At 71.0% G+C, this 18752-nt stretch carries 18 protein-coding genes; 8 read left to right on the top strand and 10 right to left on the bottom strand.

The window, feature by feature from the left end; genetic code table 11:
- Positions 1–28 precede the first annotated feature (28 nt).
- Positions 29–682 (top strand): O-methyltransferase, encoded by a 654-nt coding sequence (locus AC5L36_RS37555; protein ID WP_441222203.1) that lies wholly within the window; start codon positions 29–31, stop codon positions 680–682.
- On the opposite strand, the gene AC5L36_RS37550 is transcribed toward AC5L36_RS37555, so the two are convergent.
- From AC5L36_RS37550 to AC5L36_RS37535, 4 genes are all read right to left on the bottom strand, one after another.
- On the bottom strand, positions 660–1814 hold the full coding sequence (locus AC5L36_RS37550; RefSeq protein WP_441222202.1) for an MFS transporter: 1155 nt from the start codon (positions 1812–1814) through the stop codon (positions 660–662). The genes AC5L36_RS37555 and AC5L36_RS37550 overlap by 23 nt on opposite strands.
- An 83-nt stretch (positions 1815–1897) precedes the next feature.
- On the bottom strand, positions 1898–2644 hold the full coding sequence (locus tag AC5L36_RS37545) for an ABC transporter permease (protein ID WP_441222201.1): 747 nt from the start codon (positions 2642–2644) through the stop codon (positions 1898–1900).
- Between the two features lie 3 nt (positions 2645–2647).
- Positions 2648–3601 (bottom strand): ATP-binding cassette domain-containing protein, encoded by a 954-nt coding sequence (locus AC5L36_RS37540; RefSeq protein WP_441222200.1) that lies wholly within the window; start codon positions 3599–3601, stop codon positions 2648–2650.
- Positions 3602–3679: 78 nt separating this feature from the next.
- Positions 3680–4285: a PadR family transcriptional regulator gene (locus AC5L36_RS37535; protein WP_441222199.1), complete on the bottom strand. Its 606-nt coding sequence runs from the start codon at positions 4283–4285 to the stop codon at positions 3680–3682.
- 75 nt (positions 4286–4360) lie between these two features.
- Here AC5L36_RS37535 and AC5L36_RS37530 point away from each other — a divergent pair, with 75 nt between their 5' ends.
- The gene (locus AC5L36_RS37530) at positions 4361–6091 is read left to right on the top strand and encodes an acetyl/propionyl/methylcrotonyl-CoA carboxylase subunit alpha (protein ID WP_441222198.1); all 1731 of its coding nucleotides are present in this window, start codon (positions 4361–4363) and stop codon (positions 6089–6091) included.
- Positions 6092–6101: 10 nt separating this feature from the next.
- Positions 6102–7541 (top strand): GuaB1 family IMP dehydrogenase-related protein, encoded by a 1440-nt coding sequence (locus AC5L36_RS37525; RefSeq protein WP_441222197.1) that lies wholly within the window; start codon positions 6102–6104, stop codon positions 7539–7541.
- A gap of 62 nt (positions 7542–7603) precedes the next feature.
- On the opposite strand, the gene AC5L36_RS37520 is transcribed toward AC5L36_RS37525, so the two are convergent.
- Positions 7604–8173: a TetR/AcrR family transcriptional regulator gene (locus tag AC5L36_RS37520; RefSeq protein WP_441222196.1), complete on the bottom strand. Its 570-nt coding sequence runs from the start codon at positions 8171–8173 to the stop codon at positions 7604–7606.
- 86 nt (positions 8174–8259) lie between these two features.
- Between AC5L36_RS37520 and AC5L36_RS37515 the strand changes: the two genes are divergently transcribed.
- Genes AC5L36_RS37515 through AC5L36_RS37505 form a run of 3 tightly spaced genes read left to right on the top strand, consistent with a single transcriptional unit; the run spans position 8260 to position 10492 of the window.
- Entirely contained in the window at positions 8260–8742 is a 483-nt protein-coding gene (locus AC5L36_RS37515) for a MarR family winged helix-turn-helix transcriptional regulator (RefSeq protein ID WP_441222195.1), read from the top strand.
- Positions 8739–9698: an ABC transporter ATP-binding protein gene (locus AC5L36_RS37510; RefSeq protein ID WP_441222194.1), complete on the top strand. Its 960-nt coding sequence runs from the start codon at positions 8739–8741 to the stop codon at positions 9696–9698. The genes AC5L36_RS37515 and AC5L36_RS37510 overlap by 4 nt, the downstream gene beginning before the upstream one ends.
- Positions 9695–10492, top strand: coding sequence for an ABC transporter permease (locus AC5L36_RS37505; RefSeq protein WP_441222193.1), 798 nt, complete (start codon positions 9695–9697; stop codon positions 10490–10492). Before AC5L36_RS37510 ends, AC5L36_RS37505 begins: the two co-directional genes overlap by 4 nt.
- 345 nt (positions 10493–10837) lie before the next feature.
- Here the strand turns inward: AC5L36_RS37505 and thrS are convergent, their stop codons facing one another.
- The 4 genes from thrS to AC5L36_RS37485 form a co-directional block, all read right to left on the bottom strand.
- On the bottom strand, positions 10838–12055 hold the full coding sequence (thrS, locus tag AC5L36_RS37500) for a threonine--tRNA ligase (protein WP_441222192.1): 1218 nt from the start codon (positions 12053–12055) through the stop codon (positions 10838–10840).
- 127 nt (positions 12056–12182) lie between these two features.
- Positions 12183–13046: a transglutaminase family protein gene (locus AC5L36_RS37495; RefSeq protein ID WP_441222191.1), complete on the bottom strand. Its 864-nt coding sequence runs from the start codon at positions 13044–13046 to the stop codon at positions 12183–12185.
- Positions 13043–14071, bottom strand: coding sequence for an alpha-E domain-containing protein (locus AC5L36_RS37490; protein ID WP_441222190.1), 1029 nt, complete (start codon positions 14069–14071; stop codon positions 13043–13045). The genes AC5L36_RS37495 and AC5L36_RS37490 overlap by 4 nt, the downstream gene beginning before the upstream one ends.
- Positions 14065–15645 (bottom strand): circularly permuted type 2 ATP-grasp protein, encoded by a 1581-nt coding sequence (locus AC5L36_RS37485; RefSeq protein ID WP_441222189.1) that lies wholly within the window; start codon positions 15643–15645, stop codon positions 14065–14067. Before AC5L36_RS37485 ends, AC5L36_RS37490 begins: the two co-directional genes overlap by 7 nt.
- A gap of 298 nt (positions 15646–15943) precedes the next feature.
- On the opposite strand from AC5L36_RS37485, the gene AC5L36_RS37480 reads away from it, so the two are divergent.
- Positions 15944–16564, top strand: a complete 621-nt coding sequence (locus AC5L36_RS37480) for a DedA family protein (protein ID WP_441222188.1) — start codon at positions 15944–15946, stop codon at positions 16562–16564.
- A 241-nt stretch (positions 16565–16805) separates the two neighbouring features.
- On the opposite strand, the gene AC5L36_RS37475 is transcribed toward AC5L36_RS37480, so the two are convergent.
- Positions 16806–18209 carry an NAD(P)H-quinone dehydrogenase gene (locus AC5L36_RS37475; protein WP_441222187.1) on the bottom strand — a complete coding sequence of 468 codons (1404 nt, stop codon included), beginning with the start codon at positions 18207–18209 and terminating at the stop codon, positions 16806–16808.
- Between the two features lie 72 nt (positions 18210–18281).
- Here AC5L36_RS37475 and AC5L36_RS37470 point away from each other — a divergent pair, with 72 nt between their 5' ends.
- Positions 18282–18737, top strand: a complete 456-nt coding sequence (locus AC5L36_RS37470) for a gamma-glutamylcyclotransferase (RefSeq protein WP_441222186.1) — start codon at positions 18282–18284, stop codon at positions 18735–18737.
- Positions 18738–18752 lie beyond the last annotated feature (15 nt).

Raw genomic sequence — 18752 nt, 5'->3', positions numbered from 1 at the left:
CACGCCCGAGAAGCCTAGGCTCAACCCCATGACCGTCAAGACGTTGCCCATGACCGATGAGTTGCACGCGTACGCCGTCGCGCACGGCTCACCGCCCGACCAGATCATGCGGGACCTCATCGAGGAGACCGAGCGGTCGCTGCCTTCCGACGCGCAGATGCAGGTGGCGCCGGAGCAGGCGGCGTTCCTGTCGCTGCTGGCCAAGCTCGTCGGCGCGCGGCACGCGGTGGAGATCGGCACGTTCACCGGGCTGTCGTCGCTGGCGATGGCGCGCGGACTGGCCGATGGCGGCAAGCTTGTGTGCTTCGACATCTCCGACGAGTACACGTCGGTGGCCCGGCGCTACTGGGAGCGGGCCGGCGTGAGCGACCGGATCGACCTGCGCATCGGGCCAGCGGCGGAGCGGCTGCGAGAGCTGCCCGCGGAGCCCCACCTCGACCTGTCCTTCATCGACGCGGACAAGACTGGCTACCCCACTTATTGGGAGGAGCTCGTGCCACGCACCCGGGCGGGCGGGCTGATCGTGGTCGACAACGTGCTGCGTGACGGGCGGGTGCTTGCGCCGGAAAACGAAGGCGACGAGGCGATCGTGCGGTTCAACGACATCGCCGCACGCGACGAGCGGGTCGAGGTCGTCATGCTGCCGATAGCGGATGGACTCACGCTGGCGCGCCGTCGCTGACCGCCTCGCGGACAGCCATGGCGCGACGCAGCCGCACCGCGAGCACCGCGGCCACCGCGATGAAGAGCGGCATCAGCAGGAACGCGCGGTGCGGCCCCACCCCGTCGGACACCCAGCCCAGCGCGACCGGAGCGATGCCGAACCCGATCGCCGACGCGTACATCGCGTAGGCGGACGCGCGGTCGCGCTGCCCGTCGGCCACCGCCAGCGCCATCGACACGCCGAGTGGAAAGTGCATGGCGTTGCCGAGGCCGAGCACCATCAGCCCGGCCGCCGCGACCCACGCCACCGAGGACGCCCAGAAGATGGCGAACCCCACCAGGCTGGTCGCCAGCGCGCCGAGCAGGAGCGGCACCGGGGCTACGCGCCGGGCCAGCGCCGAGCCCACGAGCCGCCCCGCGAACATCCCGCCGACGATCGCCGCCACCGTCGCGGACGCGGCGGCGGGTGACATGCCGGCGTGGGTGCGCAACACGTCCGCCGCCCACAGCGACAGGCAGACCTCCACCGACCCGGTCGCGCTCATCATCGCCCAGGCCAGCCAGTAGGAGCGGGGCAGCGGGCGCCGGCCGGAAACCGTCGACGGCGGGGCCACCACCGCCGGAAGGCGTACCCGGAAAAGGAAACCGGCGGCGAAGAGCAGCGCGATGAGGCCGACCACGACGGCGATCCCGGGACGCCACCCGAAGCCGGCGCTGGCCGACAGGCCGATCACGATGGGCGCCAACACGCCCGCGCCGGCGGCGACCGCGTTCGCCTCGCTGATCGCGGCGGTGGCGCCGGGGCCGTGGTGGTCGGCGAGCGCCGCGTTGACGCCGATGACGATCATCGTCCCGAACGTCGAGGCGAGCACCGCCGCGCCGAGCGTCGCCGGCAGCGGCTCGAACGCGCACAGCACGACGACCGAGCCGGCCACCCCGGCGAGCGCCAGCCACAGCACTCCTCCGCGCCCCAGCCGCCCGACCAGCCACGGAAACGCCGACGCCCCGATCAGGCCGCCCGCCGCGAGGCCGGTGCTGTGCAGGCTGGCGACCGCGGCGGTCGTGCCCTGCTCGTCGCGGAGGAGCGGGACGACGGGGCCGAAGCCGTACAGGAAGAAGCCCCACAACCCCAGCTGGGCATAGACAAGCACCGTTACGCGGTCATGTACTAAATGGGGCACGGTCCTTACGCTAAGCGCGTGGTCCGTGCCCCGGGACAGATGAGACGCAGGTCTCAGCGGACGCTGCGGGCAAACGATCGGGCCGACCAGAGGATCGCCAGCAGGGTGAGCGTGCCCAGGATGAGCAACGCCTGCCAGACGGTGCTGTCACCGGGATCCCCGGCGAAGAGCGCCCGGCTCGCGTCGACCGCCCAGGAGAACGGGTTGAAGTTGGCCACCGTCGCCACCCATCCGGACAGCGGCAGCAGGATGCCGGAAAGCAGCAAGAGCGGCTGAGCCAGCCCGTTCATCAGCGGGGCCAGGGCGTCTTCGGTGCGCAGTTTGAGCGCGAGCGCGTTGGAGAGCGCGGACATCATCACGCCGATAAGGCCGAGCATGAGGTACGCCAGCAGCACGTCGCCGATCCGCACCGTCAACCCGAAGGGGATCGCCAAAACCGTGATGAGCACGGCCTGGAAGAGCAGCGTGGCGACGTCGCGCAGCGCCCGGCCGAGCATCAACGCGACCCGGCTCACCGGCGTGACCCGGCTGCGCTCGATGACACCGGCACGAAGCTCGGCGATGAGCCCGAACCCGGTGAACATCGCACCGAACATCGCCAGCATCACCAGCAGGCCCGGAACGAAGATGCGGTACGCGTCGGCGGCGCTGTCGACCTGGAGCGCGTCCTGGAGCAGCGGGCCGAAGAGCAGCAGGAAGTACAGCGGCTGGAGGACGCCGATGATCAGCCACACCGGGTTGCGCAGCACGAGCAGCATCTGCCGCTGGAAGATCAGCCAGGTGTCACGAAGCAGTTTCATCGGTCAGCTCTCCCGGAGGCTACGGCCGGTCTTCTCCAGGAAGACGTCGTCAAGGCTGGGTCGGTGGAGCTCGATCGTGCCGAGGTGGAGGCCGGCGCCGTCGAGCTTGCGGAGGATCTGCGGGATCGCGGTGGCGCCGTGGTCCACATACAGCCGGAGGCCACCCTCGACGGTCTCCAGCTTGTTGACGAAGCTCTCGGCGTCGAGCAGCTGGGCCGCCTCGGGAGTCGAGCCATTGAGCCCCACGGTCACGACGTCGCCGGCCACCTCGCGCTTGAGCTCGTCGGGCGTGCCCTCGGTGACGATCTCTCCGTGGTCCATGATGGCCAGCCGGTCGCAGAGCGCGTCGGCCTCTTCGAGGTAGTGGGTGGTCACGAAGATCGTCATGCCCTCGGCGCGCAGGCGGCGGATCTCGTCCCACATGTGGGCCCGGCTCTGCGGGTCGAGGCCGGTGGTCGGCTCGTCGAGGAAGACCACCTTGGGGTCGTGGATGACGCCGAGCGCGACGTCGACCCGGCGGCGCTGGCCGCCCGAGTAGGTCTTGCACTTGCGGTCGGCGAACTCGGCCAGCTGGAACGCGTCGAGCGCGCGGACCGCCCGCCGCTGCGCCTCGGCCTTGCCAATCCCGTACATCCTCGCGTGCAGCACCAGCTCCTCGCGGGCGCTCACCTCATCCCACGTGCTGCCGCCCTGGGCGACGTAGCCGATCCGGCGGCGCACCTCGCCCGGGGCGCGGCGCAGGTCGGCGCCGGCGATGGTGGCCTCACCGCCATCGGGCTCGATCAGCGTGGCGAGCATGCGGAGAGTGGTCGTCTTACCCGCCCCGTTGGGGCCCAGGAAGCCGAAGATCTCGCCCTCGGCGACATAGAGGTCGACGCCACGCACGGCCTCGACGATCTTGGCCTCCCGCCCTTGGCGGGAGCGGAACGATTTCCGCAAGCCCTTGGTCTCGATCATGAACGTCGCTCCCCGTCGGACGTGGTTGACTGCCGCCACACGCTAACGCGATATGTCGTCTCTAGTCAAGGTTGATTATTACTCGACGTGCTCCTGCCAGCGCTCCCAGCCGGCCGCCATCGGCGTCGTCTTCTCGGGCAGGTAGGACACGCCGGACTCGACCAGCCCGGCCACCCGCTCACACCACGCGATCTCGCCGTCGTTGCGGGCGGCCATCAGCTCCCACATCCAGGTCACGTTGGCCGGCTTCTCGCGGAGCCAGCCCTTCTCGGCCGCCAGCCCCATGCTTTCGTTGGCCGCGCGCAGCTGGGCCGCCCGATTGCGCAGCGCCGCCGCGGCTTCCTCCCGGGGCAGCGCCGGCAGGAACGCCAGTGCCGCGAAGAACGGATCGGTGGCCGGCTTGATCTCCCACCAGTAGCCACGCAGCAGGTGGTCCAGCTCGTCCAGGCCCTTTTCAGTGATCTCGTACGTGGTGCGGGCCGGCCGCATCCCCACCTGCTCGGTGGTGACCTCGCGCAGCAGCCCTTCCTCGGTCAGCTTGCGGAGTGCATGGTAGATGGAACCGGGCTGCACGTTCGCCCATTTATCGGCGCTCCAGCTGAGCAGCTCGCGCCGCACGTCATAGCCATGGACGGGCTGCATCCAGTTGACCAGGCCGAGGATCATCATGCGGGTTGTCGACACGCGACAAGCGTAATAGACAAGTTTGACTAACCTGCTAGTAACTTCTCGGCTCCTCGGGGTCGTACACTCCCGTTCATGCGCAGGGTCCTCATCGCCAACCGGGGCGAGATCGCCGTACGGGTCATCCGCGCCTGCCGCGACGCCGGCCTGGCCAGCGTCGCCGTGTACGCGGACTCCGACCGGAACGCCCTCCACGTCACGCTCGCCGACGAGGCGTACGCGCTCGGTGGTGACACCGCACCCGAGACCTACCTGCGCATCGACAAGCTCATCGACGTCGCGCGCAAGGCCGAGGCCGACGCCGTCCACCCCGGCTACGGCTTCCTGGCCGAAAACGCCGACTTCGCGGAAGCCGTGATCCAAAGCGGCCTGACCTGGATCGGCCCCACCCCGCAGGCGATCCGCGACCTCGGCGACAAGGTGACCGCGCGGCACATCGCCCAGCGGGCCGGCGCGCCGCTCGTGCCCGGCACCTCCGACCCGGTGTCCGGGCCGGAGGAGGTCGTGGCGTTCGCGCGGGAGCACGGCCTGCCGGTCGCGATCAAGGCGGCGTTCGGCGGCGGTGGGCGCGGGCTCAAGGTCGCCCGCGAGATGGACGAGATTCCGGCGCTGTTCGAGTCGGCGACGCGCGAGGCGGTGGCGGCGTTCGGGCGGGGCGAGTGCTTCGTCGAGCGCTACCTCGACCAGCCCCGCCACGTCGAGGCCCAGGTGCTCGCCGACCAGCACGGCAACGTGATCGTCGTGGGCACCCGCGACTGCTCGCTCCAGCGCCGCCACCAGAAGCTCGTCGAGGAGGCACCGGCGCCCTTCCTCACCGACGACCAGCGCAAGCAGATCCACGAGTCGGCGAAGGCGATCTGCCGCGAGGCCGGCTACCACGGCGCCGGCACCGTCGAATACCTGGTCGGGCGCGACGGCACCATCTCGTTCCTGGAGGTCAACACCCGCCTCCAGGTCGAGCACCCGGTCACCGAGGAGACCGCGGGCATCGACCTGGTACGCGAGCAGTTCCGGGTCGCGGACGGCGAGCGGCTGCGGCTACAAGCTGACCCGGTGCCGCGCGGCCACTCGATCGAGTTCCGGATCAACGGCGAAGACCCCGGCCGCAACTTCCTGCCCGCGCCCGGCGCGGTCACCCGCCTGCGCCTGCCTGAAGGGCCGGGCGTGCGGGTCGACACCGGGATCGAGAGCGGCAGTGTGATCGGCGGCAACTTCGACTCGCTGCTGGCCAAAGTGATCATCACGGGTGAGACCCGCACCGAGGCGCTCGAACGTGCCCGCCGCGCTCTCGACGAGATGGTCGTGGAGGGCATGGCCACCGCGCTGCCGTTTCACCGCCTGATCGTCCGCGACGCCGCGTTCACCGCCGAGCCGTTCACCGTGCACACCCGGTGGATCGAGACGGAGTGGCAAAACACCGTGCCGCCCTTCGCCGGCGGCGCCGCGGCCAGCGAGGCGGCAGAACGCGAGACCATCGTGGTCGAGGTGGGTGGCAAGCGCCTCGAGGTCACCCTCCCCACCACCGCCACTCCTGTCCGGGCAGCTCCGGCTCCGCGGCGGGCCAGGGGCAGCACGGCGGCCGCGACCGCCGGCGGAGACGCGCTCACCTCGCCCATGCAGGGCACGATCGTCAAAATCGCGGTGGCCGACGGGGACACCGTGGCCGAGGGCGACACGGTCGTGGTCCTGGAGGCGATGAAGATGGAACAGCCGCTCAACGCCCACAAGGCCGGCACTGTGACCGGCCTCACCGCCCAGGTGGGCGATGTCGTTACTGCCGGTGCGGCGATATGCGAGCTCAAATAAGCTGCTCAGAGTGCGGTTTCTCAACGGCGCGGCGCCCGCGCACGACTTGACCTACAGCGACGTCTTCATGGCACCGGTCCGCTCGGAGGTCGGTTCACGGCTCGACGTCGACCTGGCGACCACCGACGGCACGGGCACGACCATCCCGCTCGTCGTCTCCAACATGACGGCCGTGGCCGGCCGCCGGATGGCCGAGACCGTGGCCCGCCGCGGCGCGATCGCGGTGATCCCGCAGGACATCCCGTTCGACGTGGTCGCGGATGTCATCTCCTGGGTCAAGCAGCGGCACCTGGTGCACGACACGGCGATCACGCTCGGCCCCACCGACACCGTCGGCGACGCGATCCACCTGCTGCCCAAGCGGGCACACGGCGCGGTCGTGGTGGTCGACGACGACGGTCGCCCGGTCGGCGTGGTCACCGAGGCCGACTGCGAGGGCGTCGACCGGTTCGCGCAGGTGCGGCACGTGATGTCCACGGAGCTGCTGACGGTCCGCGCGGAGGCCGACCCCCGCGAGGGCTTCGACCGGCTCGCGGCCGGGCGGCGCCGGTTCGCGCCCGTGGTCGACATCGACGGGCGGCTGGTCGGCGTGCTGACCCGCCAGGGCGCGCTGCGCGCAACCCTCTACCAGCCGGCGCTCGACGACAAGGGGCGCCTGCGGGTCGCGGCCGCGGTCGGCATCAACGGCGACGTCCGCGGCAAGGCCGCCGCGCTGCTGGAGGCGGGCGTCGACACGCTGGTCGTGGACACGGCGCACGGCCACCAGGAGCGGATGCTCGCCGCGCTGCGGGCGGTGCGCTCGCTCGACCCGGGCGTGCCGATCGCGGCCGGCAACGTGGTTACCGCCGAGGGCGTGCGCGACCTCGTCGACGCGGGTGCCGACATCATCAAGGTCGGCGTCGGGCCGGGTGCGATGTGCACCACCCGCATGATGACCGGCGTGGGGCGGCCGCAGTTCTCCGCCGTGCTCGACTGCTCCGCCGCCGCCCGCGACCTCGGCCGCCACGTGTGGGCCGACGGCGGCGTGCGGCACCCCCGCGACGTGGCTCTCGCGCTCGCCGCCGGCGCCTCCAACGTGATGATCGGGTCGTGGTTCGCCGGCACGTACGAGTCACCCGGCGACCTCTACACCGACGTGGACGGCCGGCGGTACAAGGAGAACTTCGGCATGGCGTCGGCCCGCGCGGTCAGCGCCCGCACCGCCGACGACACCCCGTTCGACCGGGCCCGCAAGGCGGTCTTCGAGGAGGGCATCTCCACCGCCCGGATGTACCTCGACCCGGCCCGCCCCGGCGTCGAAGACGTGATCGACGAGATCGTGGCCGGCGTGCGGAGCGCGTGCACGTACGCCGGCGCCTCGACCCTCCCCGAGCTGGCCGAGCGGGCGCTGGTGGGCGTGCAGAGCGCGGCCGGATACACGGAGGGCATGCCGCTGCCGACAAGCTGGTGATGATCCAAGCTCCTCTCGAGCAGTGAGAACTGCTTGAGAGGAGCTTTGATCACGAGCGCGGGTCAGTCGAAAAGCCTGCGGATTACCGGTCGGGCGGCCTCGCCGGCATCGTCGCCGAGCGGGTCGCGAAGCGCGCCGGCCAGCCACAGCGTGGCGAAGCCGTGCACGATCGCCCAAGCCGCCAGCTCGGTCTCGCGGGCGTCCTCGGGCGACGGCGGCTCGTCCAGTGTGGACACGCCGGCGCTCAGGGCCGCCCCCGCCCGCTGCCCCGCGGCGACGACCTCGGGATCGTCGCGGTCGTAGAGGCTGGGCTGGAACATCACCTCGAAGTGCGCCCGGTTTTCGGTCGCGAAGCGCACGTACGCCACGCCGGACTCGAGCAGGCTGCCGGTCTGCTCGCGACTTTTGTCGAGCGCGTCGGCCAGCCGGTTGAAACCCTCGATGGCGAGCGCGGTGAGCAGCCCGGCCTTGTCGCCGAAGTGGTGTGCCGGCGCCGCGTGTGAGACGCCCGCCCGCCGGGCCAGGTCGCGCAGGCTGAGCGCGGCCGGGCCGGACTCGGCGATCGCGTCCGCCGCCGCCGCGAGCAGCGCGCGCCGCAGGTCGCCGTGGTGGTACGAGCGCTTCTCCGTCATCCCGCCACCTTAACTTGCCACCGACAAGTTAAGCCGGTGGCGAAAATACTTTGGCGCCTAATAATCAGGGGGCTAACATATCGCCCGTGGAACTCGTGACCCTGCACGACGTGCCGATCGGGCGGCTGCTGCTCCTCGCCGGGCAGCGCGTCTCCCAGCGGTGGAACAGGCTGCTCGCGGAGAGATACGGGCTCACCAACTCCGGGATGTCGGTGCTGCTGGCCCTGCACGGGCGCGGCGAGCTGAGCCACGGCGAGCTCGCGGTGCTCTGCTTCGTCAAGCCCCCCACGCTCACCGGCATCGTCGACACGCTGGAAAAGGCCGGCCTGGTCGAGCGGCGGCGCGACGGCACCGACCGGCGCGCGGTGCGGCTCGCGCTGACGCTGGACGGCGCCGTCGCGGCCCAGTCGCTGATCAGCATGATCCGCAATCCCAGGCCGCTCACGTCGATCGACGCCGACCCGGCAAAGGCGCAGGTGATCCGCGAGTTCCTGCTGGAAGTCATCGCCAACATGACCGACACGGAGGCAGCAGAAGTGCCCATCCTGCACGGGGAGGAGAGCTCATGACGCACGCGGTTGAGGTCCGCGACCTCGTCAAGCGATACCCGAAACGCGATGTGAACGCCGTCGACGGGCTGTCGTTCTCGGTGGAGCCCGGCGAGATCTTCGGCCTGCTCGGGCCCAACGGCGCCGGCAAGTCGACGACGATCGGTGTGCTCACCACCCGGGTCAAGGCCACGAGCGGCGAGGCGAGGGTGGCCGGCGTCGACGTGATCCGCGACGCGGTGGCGGCGCGCAAGCTCTTCGCGGTCGTACCACAGCAGACCAACCTCGACCGATCCCTCACGCCGCGGCAAAATCTCGCCTTCCACGCGGCGTACCACGGGATGGGCCGCGCCGAACGCAACGCGAAGGCCGCGGCCATGCTCGACGAATTCGGCCTGGCCGACCAGGCCGACGACAAGGTCGACTGGTATTCGGGCGGCATGGCCCAGCGCCTCATGATCGCGCGGGCGATGATGCACGAGCCGAAGGTGCTCTTCCTGGACGAGCCGACCACCGGCCTCGACCCGCAGTCCCGGCTGTTCATGTGGGAGCGGGTGCGCGACCTGCGATCCCGCGGCGTGACCGTGGTGCTCACCACCCACGACATGGACGAGGCGGCCGAGATGGCCGACCGGGTGGGCATCGTCGACCACGGCAAGCTGCTCGCGCTCGACACGCCCGCGGGGCTGACCCGCAGCCTCGCCGGGCACTCGGTGCTGGAGGTGTCCGTGACGCCGGGCGACGGCGACGACCCCGACAAGCTGGTCGCGGCACTCACCGACGTGCAGGGTGTCGAGCGCGGCGAAGCGGTGGCCAGCGGCCCGATCCGCCTCTACCTGACCACCGATCCCGCCACCGTCCTCGCGCCGGTCATCGCCGTCCTGAATGGACGGTCGGCGACCCTCACCAACGTCCACATGGGAGCGGCGAGCCTCGAGGACGTCTTCATCGAACTCACCGGAAGGGGCCTGCGATGACCACGCTGGACACCGAGGCGCGCCCTTCGGCCGCGAAGGCCTTCCGCGCCATCCTCTGGCGCGACGTCTTCGTGACCGGCAAGGAGTTCTGGGTGTTCCTCGCCCAGGTGGCGCTCCAGCCCCTGTTCATGCTGTTCGTCTTCGCCAAGGTGCTCAACGCCGGCGGATACGTCACCGACAGCTACGCCCACCTGCTGCTGCCCGGCATCGTGGCGCTGACCGCGTTTCTCACCGCGCTCCAGACCGTCTCGTTCCCCCTGATCATGGAGTTCAGCTTCACCCGGGAGATCGAAGACCGGCTGCTCGCGCCGCTGCCCACCTACCTCGTTGCGGTGGAAAAGCTGCTGCTCGCCATCATCCGCGCACTCGCCTCGGCGGTGGTGATGTTTCCGATCGGCGCGCTCGTACTCGGCTCGGCACCATGGCACTCCGACGGCGTACCGCTGCTGATCGCCAGCCTCGTGCTGGGCAGCTGGGTCGGTGCCGGCATCGGCCTCGCCCTGGGCACGATGGTGCCGCCCTCGAAGATCAGCGTCATCTTCGCGGTGATCCTCACGCCGCTGATGTTCACCGGCGCCACGCAGTATCCATGGCAGTCGCTGGACTCGATGCGATGGTTCCAGGTCGTGACCGCGTTGAACCCGCTGACCTACCTGTCCGAGGGCGTGCGGGCCGCGGTGGTCCCCGAGGTCCCGCACATCCCCGCCTGGATCTGCCTGCTGGTGCTCGTCGCGTCGGGAGCCATCTTCACGGCGATCGGGGTGCGTGGCTTCATGCGTCGCGCCATCAACTAAGGGTCGCCGGCTTGGGGGCATTTCAAATATTGGGCTACCGCGATGTCCGCTGTGGTCCGGACCGTCGCTCCCGCGGCCTCACCCGTCCGCTGTTGGTCGCGCTCGCCAGTTGCTGTCGAGCTGCCCCGTTCGTGCGCCCAGGCAGCGGCCGCGTGCGTGGTTGCGGTTGGTTCGGCGCCTCCGGCGGAGCCTCGGGCTTCGCACGCTGGCTGCGGCTTCGGGGGTTGACCGGGCCGCGAAACACAAGGACCCGGCGGATCGCCGGGCGGCGCCATGATCGTTTGCCCCCGGCGGGGGCAAACGATCTACCGCTGACGCGGACGCGGGCCAAGCGCAGACCCCCCTCTAAGGGGTGGCGGCCGCCGCGATCCGGGCCAGCGCCTCGGCCTCGGGCAGGACGGCTTGGTCGCCGCCCTCGCCGCGGGCGCGGAGTGACACCGCGCCGGCGGACGCCTCGCGCTCGCCGATGACCGCTACGTACGGCACCTTGCGGCGGGCGGCGTCGCGGATCCGGGCTCCCAGGGTGCCTTCCGCGGCCACTTCCGCGCGGAGGCCCGCGGCGATGGCGGCGTTGCGGAAGCGCGCGACCGGTACGTCGCCGACCGGCATGATCTCCACCTGTACCGGCGCGTACCAGATCGGGAACGCGCCTTCGTGCACCTCGATGAGGTACGCGAACAGCCGTTCCATGCTCCCCACCACGCTGCGGTGCACGATGACCGGGCGTCGCCGCGCCCCGTCGCGATCTACATAGGACAGCTCGAAGCGGGCCGCTTGGTGGAAGTCGAGCTGTACGGTCGACAGGGTCATCTCGCGGCCGCCCGCGTCGACCACCTGCACGTCGATTTTCGGGCCGTAGAACGCCGCCTCGTCCGCCGCCTCCACATAGGACACGTCCAGGTCCTTGAGCACGCCGCGGAGCAGATCCTCGGTGCGCTCCCACATCGGCGGGTTGTCGACGTACTTGTCACCCGCACCGTGCAGGGAAAGGCGGAAGCCGGCCGGCCGCACGCCGAGCGCGGCATGCGCTCGCTTGATCATCTCTAGGGCCGCGGCGACCTCCTCGCCGGCCTGTTCGAGCGGGCAGAAGTTGTGCCCGTCGTTGAGCCAGATCGAGCGGACCCGGCTCAGGCCGCCGAGCACTCCGGAGCGCTCGGCCCGGTACTGGCCACCCAGCTCGGCTATCCGAAGTGGAAGGTCGCGATAGGACCGTCCGCGCGAGCGGTAGACCAGCGCGTGGTGCGGGCAGAGCGCCGGCCGCAGCGCGAACTCGTCGTCCGCCGACATCCGCATGAGCGGAAACATGTCCTCGGCGAAGTGTGGCAGGTGTCCGGAAAGCTCGTACAGCTGCCGTTTGGCGATCGGCGGCGAGTACACGTGCTGGTAACCCGCACGCCGTTCCTCCTCGCGGATGTACTCCTCGACAGCGTGGCGTGCCGCGGCGCCGGCGGGCAGCCAGATCGGCAGGCCCGCGCCGGCCAGCGGGTCGGAGTGGAAGAGCTCCAGTTCGCGGCCGAGCTTGCGATGGTCGATCATTGTCGTCTCCTTTCGTGGGCGACCCACCGCGGAGACGAGAAAGGCCCCTGGGCGGTCTCGCCCGGGGCCTCAGGATTAGCGCATCACGAGGTCACGCCGGGACGTCCCGGCGTCGTCGTGACTACTGCGCTACGCATGCGGCCCAGGATAGCGGCTAGCGGAGCCTCGTGACAGTGACTTCCACACCCTGCCCGCTGTTTACCGGCCCGGAGTAGACACCCTTGAGCGGTGGCACGTCGCCGTACTCGCGGCCGCGCCCCACCACGACGTGTCGCTCGCCGATCGGGATGCCGTTGGTGGGGTCGAAGGCCGTCCACCGGCCGACCCACCACTCCACCCAGGCGTGGCTCTGGCCGACGACCGCCTCGCCGATGGCGGCGGCCGGCGAGGGGTGCAGGTAGCCGGAGACGTAGCGGGCCGGCATGCCCATGGCCTGCAACAGCCCCACGACAAGGTGGCTGATGTCTTGGCAGACGCCCTTGCGCTGCCGCCACGCCTGCACCGCGTCGGTCTGCACGCCGGTGGCGCCGGGCACGTACTCGACCTCTTCGCGCACCAGCGTGCAGGTGGCCAGCGCGGCGGCGTGCGGGTTGGGATGCTCGCCGCGCACCCGCTCGGCGAGCTTGGTCAGGTCTTCGTCGAGCGCCGTGCGCGGGGTCGGCAACAGCAGCTCGTGCCACCGGTCGACGGTCTCCGGCACGGCGAGCTCGGCCCAACTCGCCCCGCCGTCCGCCGGGATCAGGTCGCCGGCCGGGAGGGTCTCCACCGTCGCGGTCGCGGTCACCTGGAGCGTCTCGTGTGCCGCGTGCACGTCGAAGGCGGTGACCACCGTGCCCCAGTAGTCTTCGTAGCGGTAGGTGCGCGCCGGCGGCCACACCTCGACCCGCGCGTCGAGCACCGCCTGGCGGGCCTCGTTGCGCGGCGACATGCGGGCCTCGTTGTACGAGGCGGCCACCGTCCCCGCGTACGTGAAACCGGTCTTGTGCTGCACGCGCAGCCGCCAGCTCGACGCGCTCATGCCACCGCCCCCGACACCCAGAGCACCGCCGACGTCTGGCGGAAGTAGCGGCGTGACACCGCGTCGTTGACCTGCGAACAGGTGCGCTCAAGCGAGGCGAGCACCGAGCCGAGGTCGGCCATCAGCTCGTCGGCGCCGCGAAACTCCAGGTTGGTGCGGGCACGCCCGACGATCCGCTGCGCGTCGGTGGCGACCCCGGCGCGGCCGTGGTCGGGCTCCAGCTCGCTCAGGCACGCCTCGGCGCTGGAGAGCGCGGCGAAGACCGAGCGCGGGAAGAGGCGGTCGAGCAGCAAGAACTCGGCCGCGTGCCGGTCGGCGAGCGAGCCGCGGTAGGTACGCAGATAGGTCTCCCACGCCCCGCACGACCGGAGCAGCGTCAGCCACGAGGGGATGCTGCCACCGGCCCGCACGTGGGTGGAGAGCAGCCGCGCGGTCATGTCGACGCGCTCCACGCTCCGGCCCAGCACCAGGAAGAGCCACCCCTCGTCGCGGCTCATCGTCGCGTCGGTCAGGCCGGCGAGCACGGAACACCGCTCGCGCACCCACCGGAAGAACGCGTGCACGCCCTGCTGCTCGACCCTCCGCCGGGCGTCGGGCAGGCCGTGCCAGGTCGCGTTGAGCGTCTCCCACATCTCCGAGGAGACGGTCTCGCGCGCGCCGCGGGCGTTTTCCCGGGCGGCGGCCAGCGCGCCGACGACCGAGCTGGGGTTGTGCTCGTCGAGCCCCAGCAGGCCCACCACCCGGGCCGCGGAGACCTGCGCCTCGATCGGAGCTCCACCTGCTTGGGCGCCACTGGCCCCGGCAACGTCCGTCCTCGTCGCTCCGCTCGTCGGACCGGACGTTGCCGGCGCATCCACAGTGGCGACGCCCATGACACCCAGCAGCGAACGGCACGCTGTCTGCTCGTCGACCCACGGGTCGGCCAGCATCCGGTGCAGGTGTACGTCGAGGATGCGGGCGGTGTCTTCGGCGCGCTCGACGTAGCGGCCGATCCAGTAGAGCGACTCGGCGATGCGGCTCAGCACGAGGCGTCCCGGGTGGACTGTTGCTGTTGCTGCTGCTGCACCGCCACCGGACCGGCCCCCGGGCCTGGATCGGGGCTGCGCGGGCTGGGCACGACCACCACCGGCTCCGCCTCCACCGCCTCGGGCTCGACCGGGCTCGCCGCCCCGGTCAGCACCCACGTGTCTTTGGAACCGCCGCCCTGGCTGGAGTTGACCACCAGGGCGCCCTCGGGCAGCGCCACCCGGGTCAGCCCGCCGGGCAGCACCCACACCTTCTCGCCGTCGTTGACCGCGAACGGCCGCAGGTCGACGTGGCGGGCGCGCAACCTGTTGCCCACCAGCGTCGGCACCATCGACAGGGCCACCTCGCGCTGCGCGATCCACCCGCGCGGGTCCTGCTCGATGAGCGAGCGCACCGCGGCCAGCTGCTCGTCGGTGGCCTGCGAGCCGATCACGATGCCCGCGCCGCCGGAGCCGTCGACCGGCTTGAGCACCAGCTCGTCGAGGCGGTCGAGCACGTGCGCGCGGACGTCCGGGTCGTCGTCGAGCCGGTATGTCTCCACATTGGGCAGGATCGGCTCTTCGTCGAGGTAGTAGCGGATGAGGTCGGGCACGTACGTATACAGCAGCTTGTCGTCGGCCACCCCGTTGCCCACCGCGTTGGCGATCGTGACCCGGCCGGCGCGGGCGGCGTTGAGCAGGCCCGCGCATCCGATCACCGAGTCGGCCCGAAAGTGCACAGGGTCGAGGAACTCGTCGTCGATCCGCCGGTAGATGACGTCGACCCGCTGCTCGCCGGCCGTCGTGCGCATGGCCACCTCGTTGCCGACGCAGACCAGGTCGCGCCCCTCGACAAGCTCGACGCCCATCTCGCGGGCCAGCAACGCGTGCTCGAAATAGGCCGAATTGTGCACGCCGGGCGTCAGGACCACCACCGTGGGCTCGCTGACCCCGACCGGCGCGGCCGCGCGCAGGGCCCGCAAGAGCTGACCGGGGTACGACTCGACGGGCTGGATCCGGGTCGCGGCGAACACCTCGGGCAGCACGTGCGCCATCGCCCGCCGGTTTTCCATCACGTAGCTGACCCCGGAGGGCACCCGCACGTTGTCTTCCAGCACCCGGAACGTGCCCTGCTCGTCGCGGATCAGGTCGACACCGGCGACGTGGATACGCACGCCGTTGTGCGGGTTGATCCCGGCCGCCTCGCGGTGGAAGTGTGCGCTGGTGACCACGATCCGCCGGGGCACGACGCCGTCGGCGAGCACCTGACACGCGCCGTACACGTCGTCGAGAAAGGCCTCCAGCGCCCGGATCCGCTGCGCCACACCAACCTCGACCGTGCGCCACTCCTCGGCGGCGATGATCCGCGGCACGATATCGAGCGGAAAGGGGCGCTCCACCCCTTTGAGGGCGAAAGTGATGCCCTGATCGAGGAACGCCCGCGCCAGCACCTCCGCACGGATGCCCAGCTCGGCGCTGGACAGCGGCTGGAGGGTGGCATGCAAGGCCTCGTACGTGGAGCGGGGCATGCCTGGCTCGCCGAACATCTCGTCCCACCCCGGGCCGAGGCGGTAATCCTCGAACAAGTCCGCCATGGCCTGACGCTACGCCGATCTCGTTGCGCCCGGGTAACAGGATCTTACGAGGACCCATCCATGCAGGTCACGCCGTGTTCCTTGGGCCGGTCCGGCGGCACGGGACCTGCCGCCGGACCGATGAGCGCGGCACGCCAGGAACGGGGGACCCGGCGGGGGCTCTGCGCTCATCCGCAACGGTACGCCTACCGGACGCCGGTATCCGGTAAGCCGAGCTGAGATCTCGCTGAGAGCAAATCGCGCCCGGGACGGGCATGCCGGAAACTATCCTGGCGCGGGGGCGCGTAGGGAGGTGGCCGTGGCAGACCTGCTCACCAGCGTCGCCTCGCCCCTGACCGCCTATTTACTGCTGATGGCGCTGCTGGCCATGGACGCCTTCATCCCGGTTGTGCCCACCCAGGCCCTGATGATCACGGGCGGCGCCCTGACCGTCTACGGCGACCTCAGCCTCCCGGTCACGATCGGCGTCGGCGCGCTCGGCGTCTTCGGCGGCGACCTGGTCTGCTACCTGCTGGGCCGCTCGGCCCGCCAGGTGGACGCGACCCGCGCGGTGCCGGCCCGCGGCCGAGCCCGCAAGGCCGTCATCCGCTTCACCCGGGGCCTGCGCCGCCCAGGGCCGATGGTGATCCTGCTGTGCCGCTTCGTGCCCGGCGGGCGGATGGCCGCCTGCTTCCAGGCCGGGCGCGTGCGCTACCCCGCCCGCCTGTTCCTGATCTACGAGGGCGCGGCGGCGCTGCTCTGGGCGACATACGGGGGCGTGGTCGGCCACCTCGGCGGCACCGCGCTCACCCAGTCGGCCTGGCGACTCGTCGCGGTCGCCGCCCTCGCGGCGGGGGTCTTCGCCGCCGCCGGCTGGATCCTCGCCCTGAGCCGCCCCGCACCCACCCCCACCGAGCAGCCAGACCCCGCCAAGGCCTAGTCCGCGCGCCAAGCCCACCGGCCCTGCCCCAAGAGGGCAGCCCTGTCACCGTCTGGGCGGGTACACGGGACCCCTGCCGGGAATTCACGCCCAAGAGGGCTGCCCTCTTGGGGGTGGGTGGGGTGGGCTTGGCGCGCGGACATGGCAGCGGAGGTCGGGGATCTCGGCTCGCCCCGCGAGCCGCCGACCGCCGCGGTCTCCGGCGGGAGCGGCGGCCGCAACCCACGCGGACCCGGGCAAATCAATCGATCTCGTGGAGCATGAGCTGCCGCCCGGCTTCCGCGATCGAGCCGGACAGTGACGGGTAGATGGTGATCGTGTGGGCCAGCTGGTCGACGGTGAGGCGGTTTTCCACCGCCAGCGTGATCGGCAGGATCAGCTCGCTGGCCTTGGGCGCGACCACCACGCCGCCGACCACCTGGCCGGTCGCCGGCCGGCAGAAGAGCTTGACGAAGCCGTCGCGAAGGTCCTGCATCTTGGCGCGGGCGTTGCCGGACAGCGGCAGCATCACCGAGCGGGCCGGCACCTTGCCGGAGTCGACCTCGCCCTGGGAGACGCCGACCGACGCGAGCTCGGGGTCGGTGAAGACGTTGGCGGAGACGGTGCGCAGCCGCAGCGGCTGGACGGCCTCGCCGAGCGCGTGCCACATCGCGATGCGTCCCTGCATCGCGGCGACGCTGGCCAGTGGCAGCACGCCGGTGCAGTCGCCGGCCGCGTAGATGCCGGGCACGTTGGTGCGGGAGACGCGGTCGACCGTGAGGTAGCCGCCCTTGGCCACGGTCACGCCGTAGTCGGCGAGGCCCAGCTCGGCGGTGTTGGGCACCGAGCCGACGGCCATCAGGGCGTGCGAGCCGGCGACCACCCGGCCGTCGGCGAGCTCTACGCGCACGCCGTCGCCGTCGCGGCGGACCGCGTTGGCGCGGGAGTTGCCGAGCACGCTCATGCCGCGTGAGCGGAAGACCTCCTCGATCACCGCGGCGGCGTCGGCGTCTTCGTGGGGCATGACCCGGTCGCGGCTGGAGACGAGCGTGACCTTGACGCCCATGGCCAGGTAGGCGCTGGCGAACTCGGCGCCGGTCACGCCGGAGCCGATCACGATGAGGTGGTCGGGCAGCTCGGGCAGGTCGTACACCTGGCGCCAGGTCAGGATCCGCTCGCCGTCGGGCACCGCGTCGGGCAGCACGCGCGGGGTGGCGCCGGTCGCGACGAGCACGGTGGAGGCGTCGACCGAATACTCCGAGTCACGGCCGTCCGGCGTGATCCTCACCTGGTGGGTGTGACCGAGCGTGTCGTCACCGAGACGCGCCCGACCGTGTACGAAGGTGACGCCCGCCTTGATCAGCTTGGCGTGGATGTCGCCGGACTGGGCCAGGGCGAGCCGCTTGACCCGCGAGTGCACCGCCTCGGCGTCGACCGTCACCGCCTCCAGGCCATCCGAGTGGACGCCGAACTCATCCGTGTCGCGGTAGCCGGTCACCACGTCTGAGCTGGCAATAAAGGTCTTCGATGGCACGCAGTCGGACAGGACGCACGCCCCGCCCGCCCCATCGGCCTCGACGACGGTGACATCGGCGTCGAGCTGGGCGGCGACGAGTGCGGCCTCGTACCCCGCCGGTCCGCCCCCGATGATCACGATGCGACTCATTTTCCCCCCAGAAGGATCCGACACGCTCTGTCGTATTCTCCCCCACCGGTCCGCCGGGCTATCGTCATCGCCGTGCGTCATTACGCCGCGTATGGCTCAAACCTCGATCCCGCACGGATGCGTGCTTACTGTCCGCATTCGCCCATGGTGGGCACCGGCTGGCTGGAAGGCTGGCGCCTCACCTTCGCCGGCGAGGGGGTGCTGGGTTGGGAAGGAGCCGTCACCACGATTGTCGAGTCACCGGGTGATCGGGTCTTCGTCGCGCTCTACGACGTGCACCCCTGGGACGCGTCCCAGCTCGACGAGGTCGAGGGCGTCGTGGCGGGGACATACCGCAAGCTGACCGTCCGAGTGGTCACCCTGGACGGTGAGATGACCGCGTGGGTCTACGTCTTCGACGGGTACGAGGGCGGCATGCCGACGGCGTGGTACCTCTCCGAGATCGCCAACGCGGCGGAGAAGGCGGGCGCGCCCGACGACTACGTGGCCGAGCTGCGCAGCCGCCCCACGAACACCGCGTCCCCCTAGTGCGGTGGCCACAAA

Source organism: Phytohabitans sp. LZ39 (genome assembly GCF_059359075.1).
This window is presented reverse-complemented; position numbering and strand designations above follow the sequence as displayed.

What these genes read in the sequence shown, in the direction of transcription:
- AC5L36_RS37555 (WP_441222203.1), top strand. Translation starts at nt 29, where the DNA reads ATGACCGTCAAGACGTTGCCCATGACCGATGAGTTGCACGCGTACGCC.
- AC5L36_RS37545 (WP_441222201.1), bottom strand. Translation starts at nt 2,644, where the DNA reads ATGAAACTGCTTCGTGACACCTGGCTGATCTTCCAGCGGCAGATGCTG.
- AC5L36_RS37540 (WP_441222200.1), bottom strand. Translation starts at nt 3,601, where the DNA reads ATGATCGAGACCAAGGGCTTGCGGAAATCGTTCCGCTCCCGCCAAGGG.
- AC5L36_RS37530 (WP_441222198.1), top strand. Translation starts at nt 4,361, where the DNA reads ATGCGCAGGGTCCTCATCGCCAACCGGGGCGAGATCGCCGTACGGGTC.
- AC5L36_RS37520 (WP_441222196.1), bottom strand. Translation starts at nt 8,173, where the DNA reads ATGACGGAGAAGCGCTCGTACCACCACGGCGACCTGCGGCGCGCGCTG.
- AC5L36_RS37510 (WP_441222194.1), top strand. Translation starts at nt 8,739, where the DNA reads ATGACGCACGCGGTTGAGGTCCGCGACCTCGTCAAGCGATACCCGAAA.
- AC5L36_RS37505 (WP_441222193.1), top strand. Translation starts at nt 9,695, where the DNA reads ATGACCACGCTGGACACCGAGGCGCGCCCTTCGGCCGCGAAGGCCTTC.
- AC5L36_RS37495 (WP_441222191.1), bottom strand. Translation starts at nt 13,046, where the DNA reads ATGAGCGCGTCGAGCTGGCGGCTGCGCGTGCAGCACAAGACCGGTTTC.
- AC5L36_RS37485 (WP_441222189.1), bottom strand. Translation starts at nt 15,645, where the DNA reads ATGGCGGACTTGTTCGAGGATTACCGCCTCGGCCCGGGGTGGGACGAG.
- AC5L36_RS37475 (WP_441222187.1), bottom strand. Translation starts at nt 18,209, where the DNA reads ATGAGTCGCATCGTGATCATCGGGGGCGGACCGGCGGGGTACGAGGCC.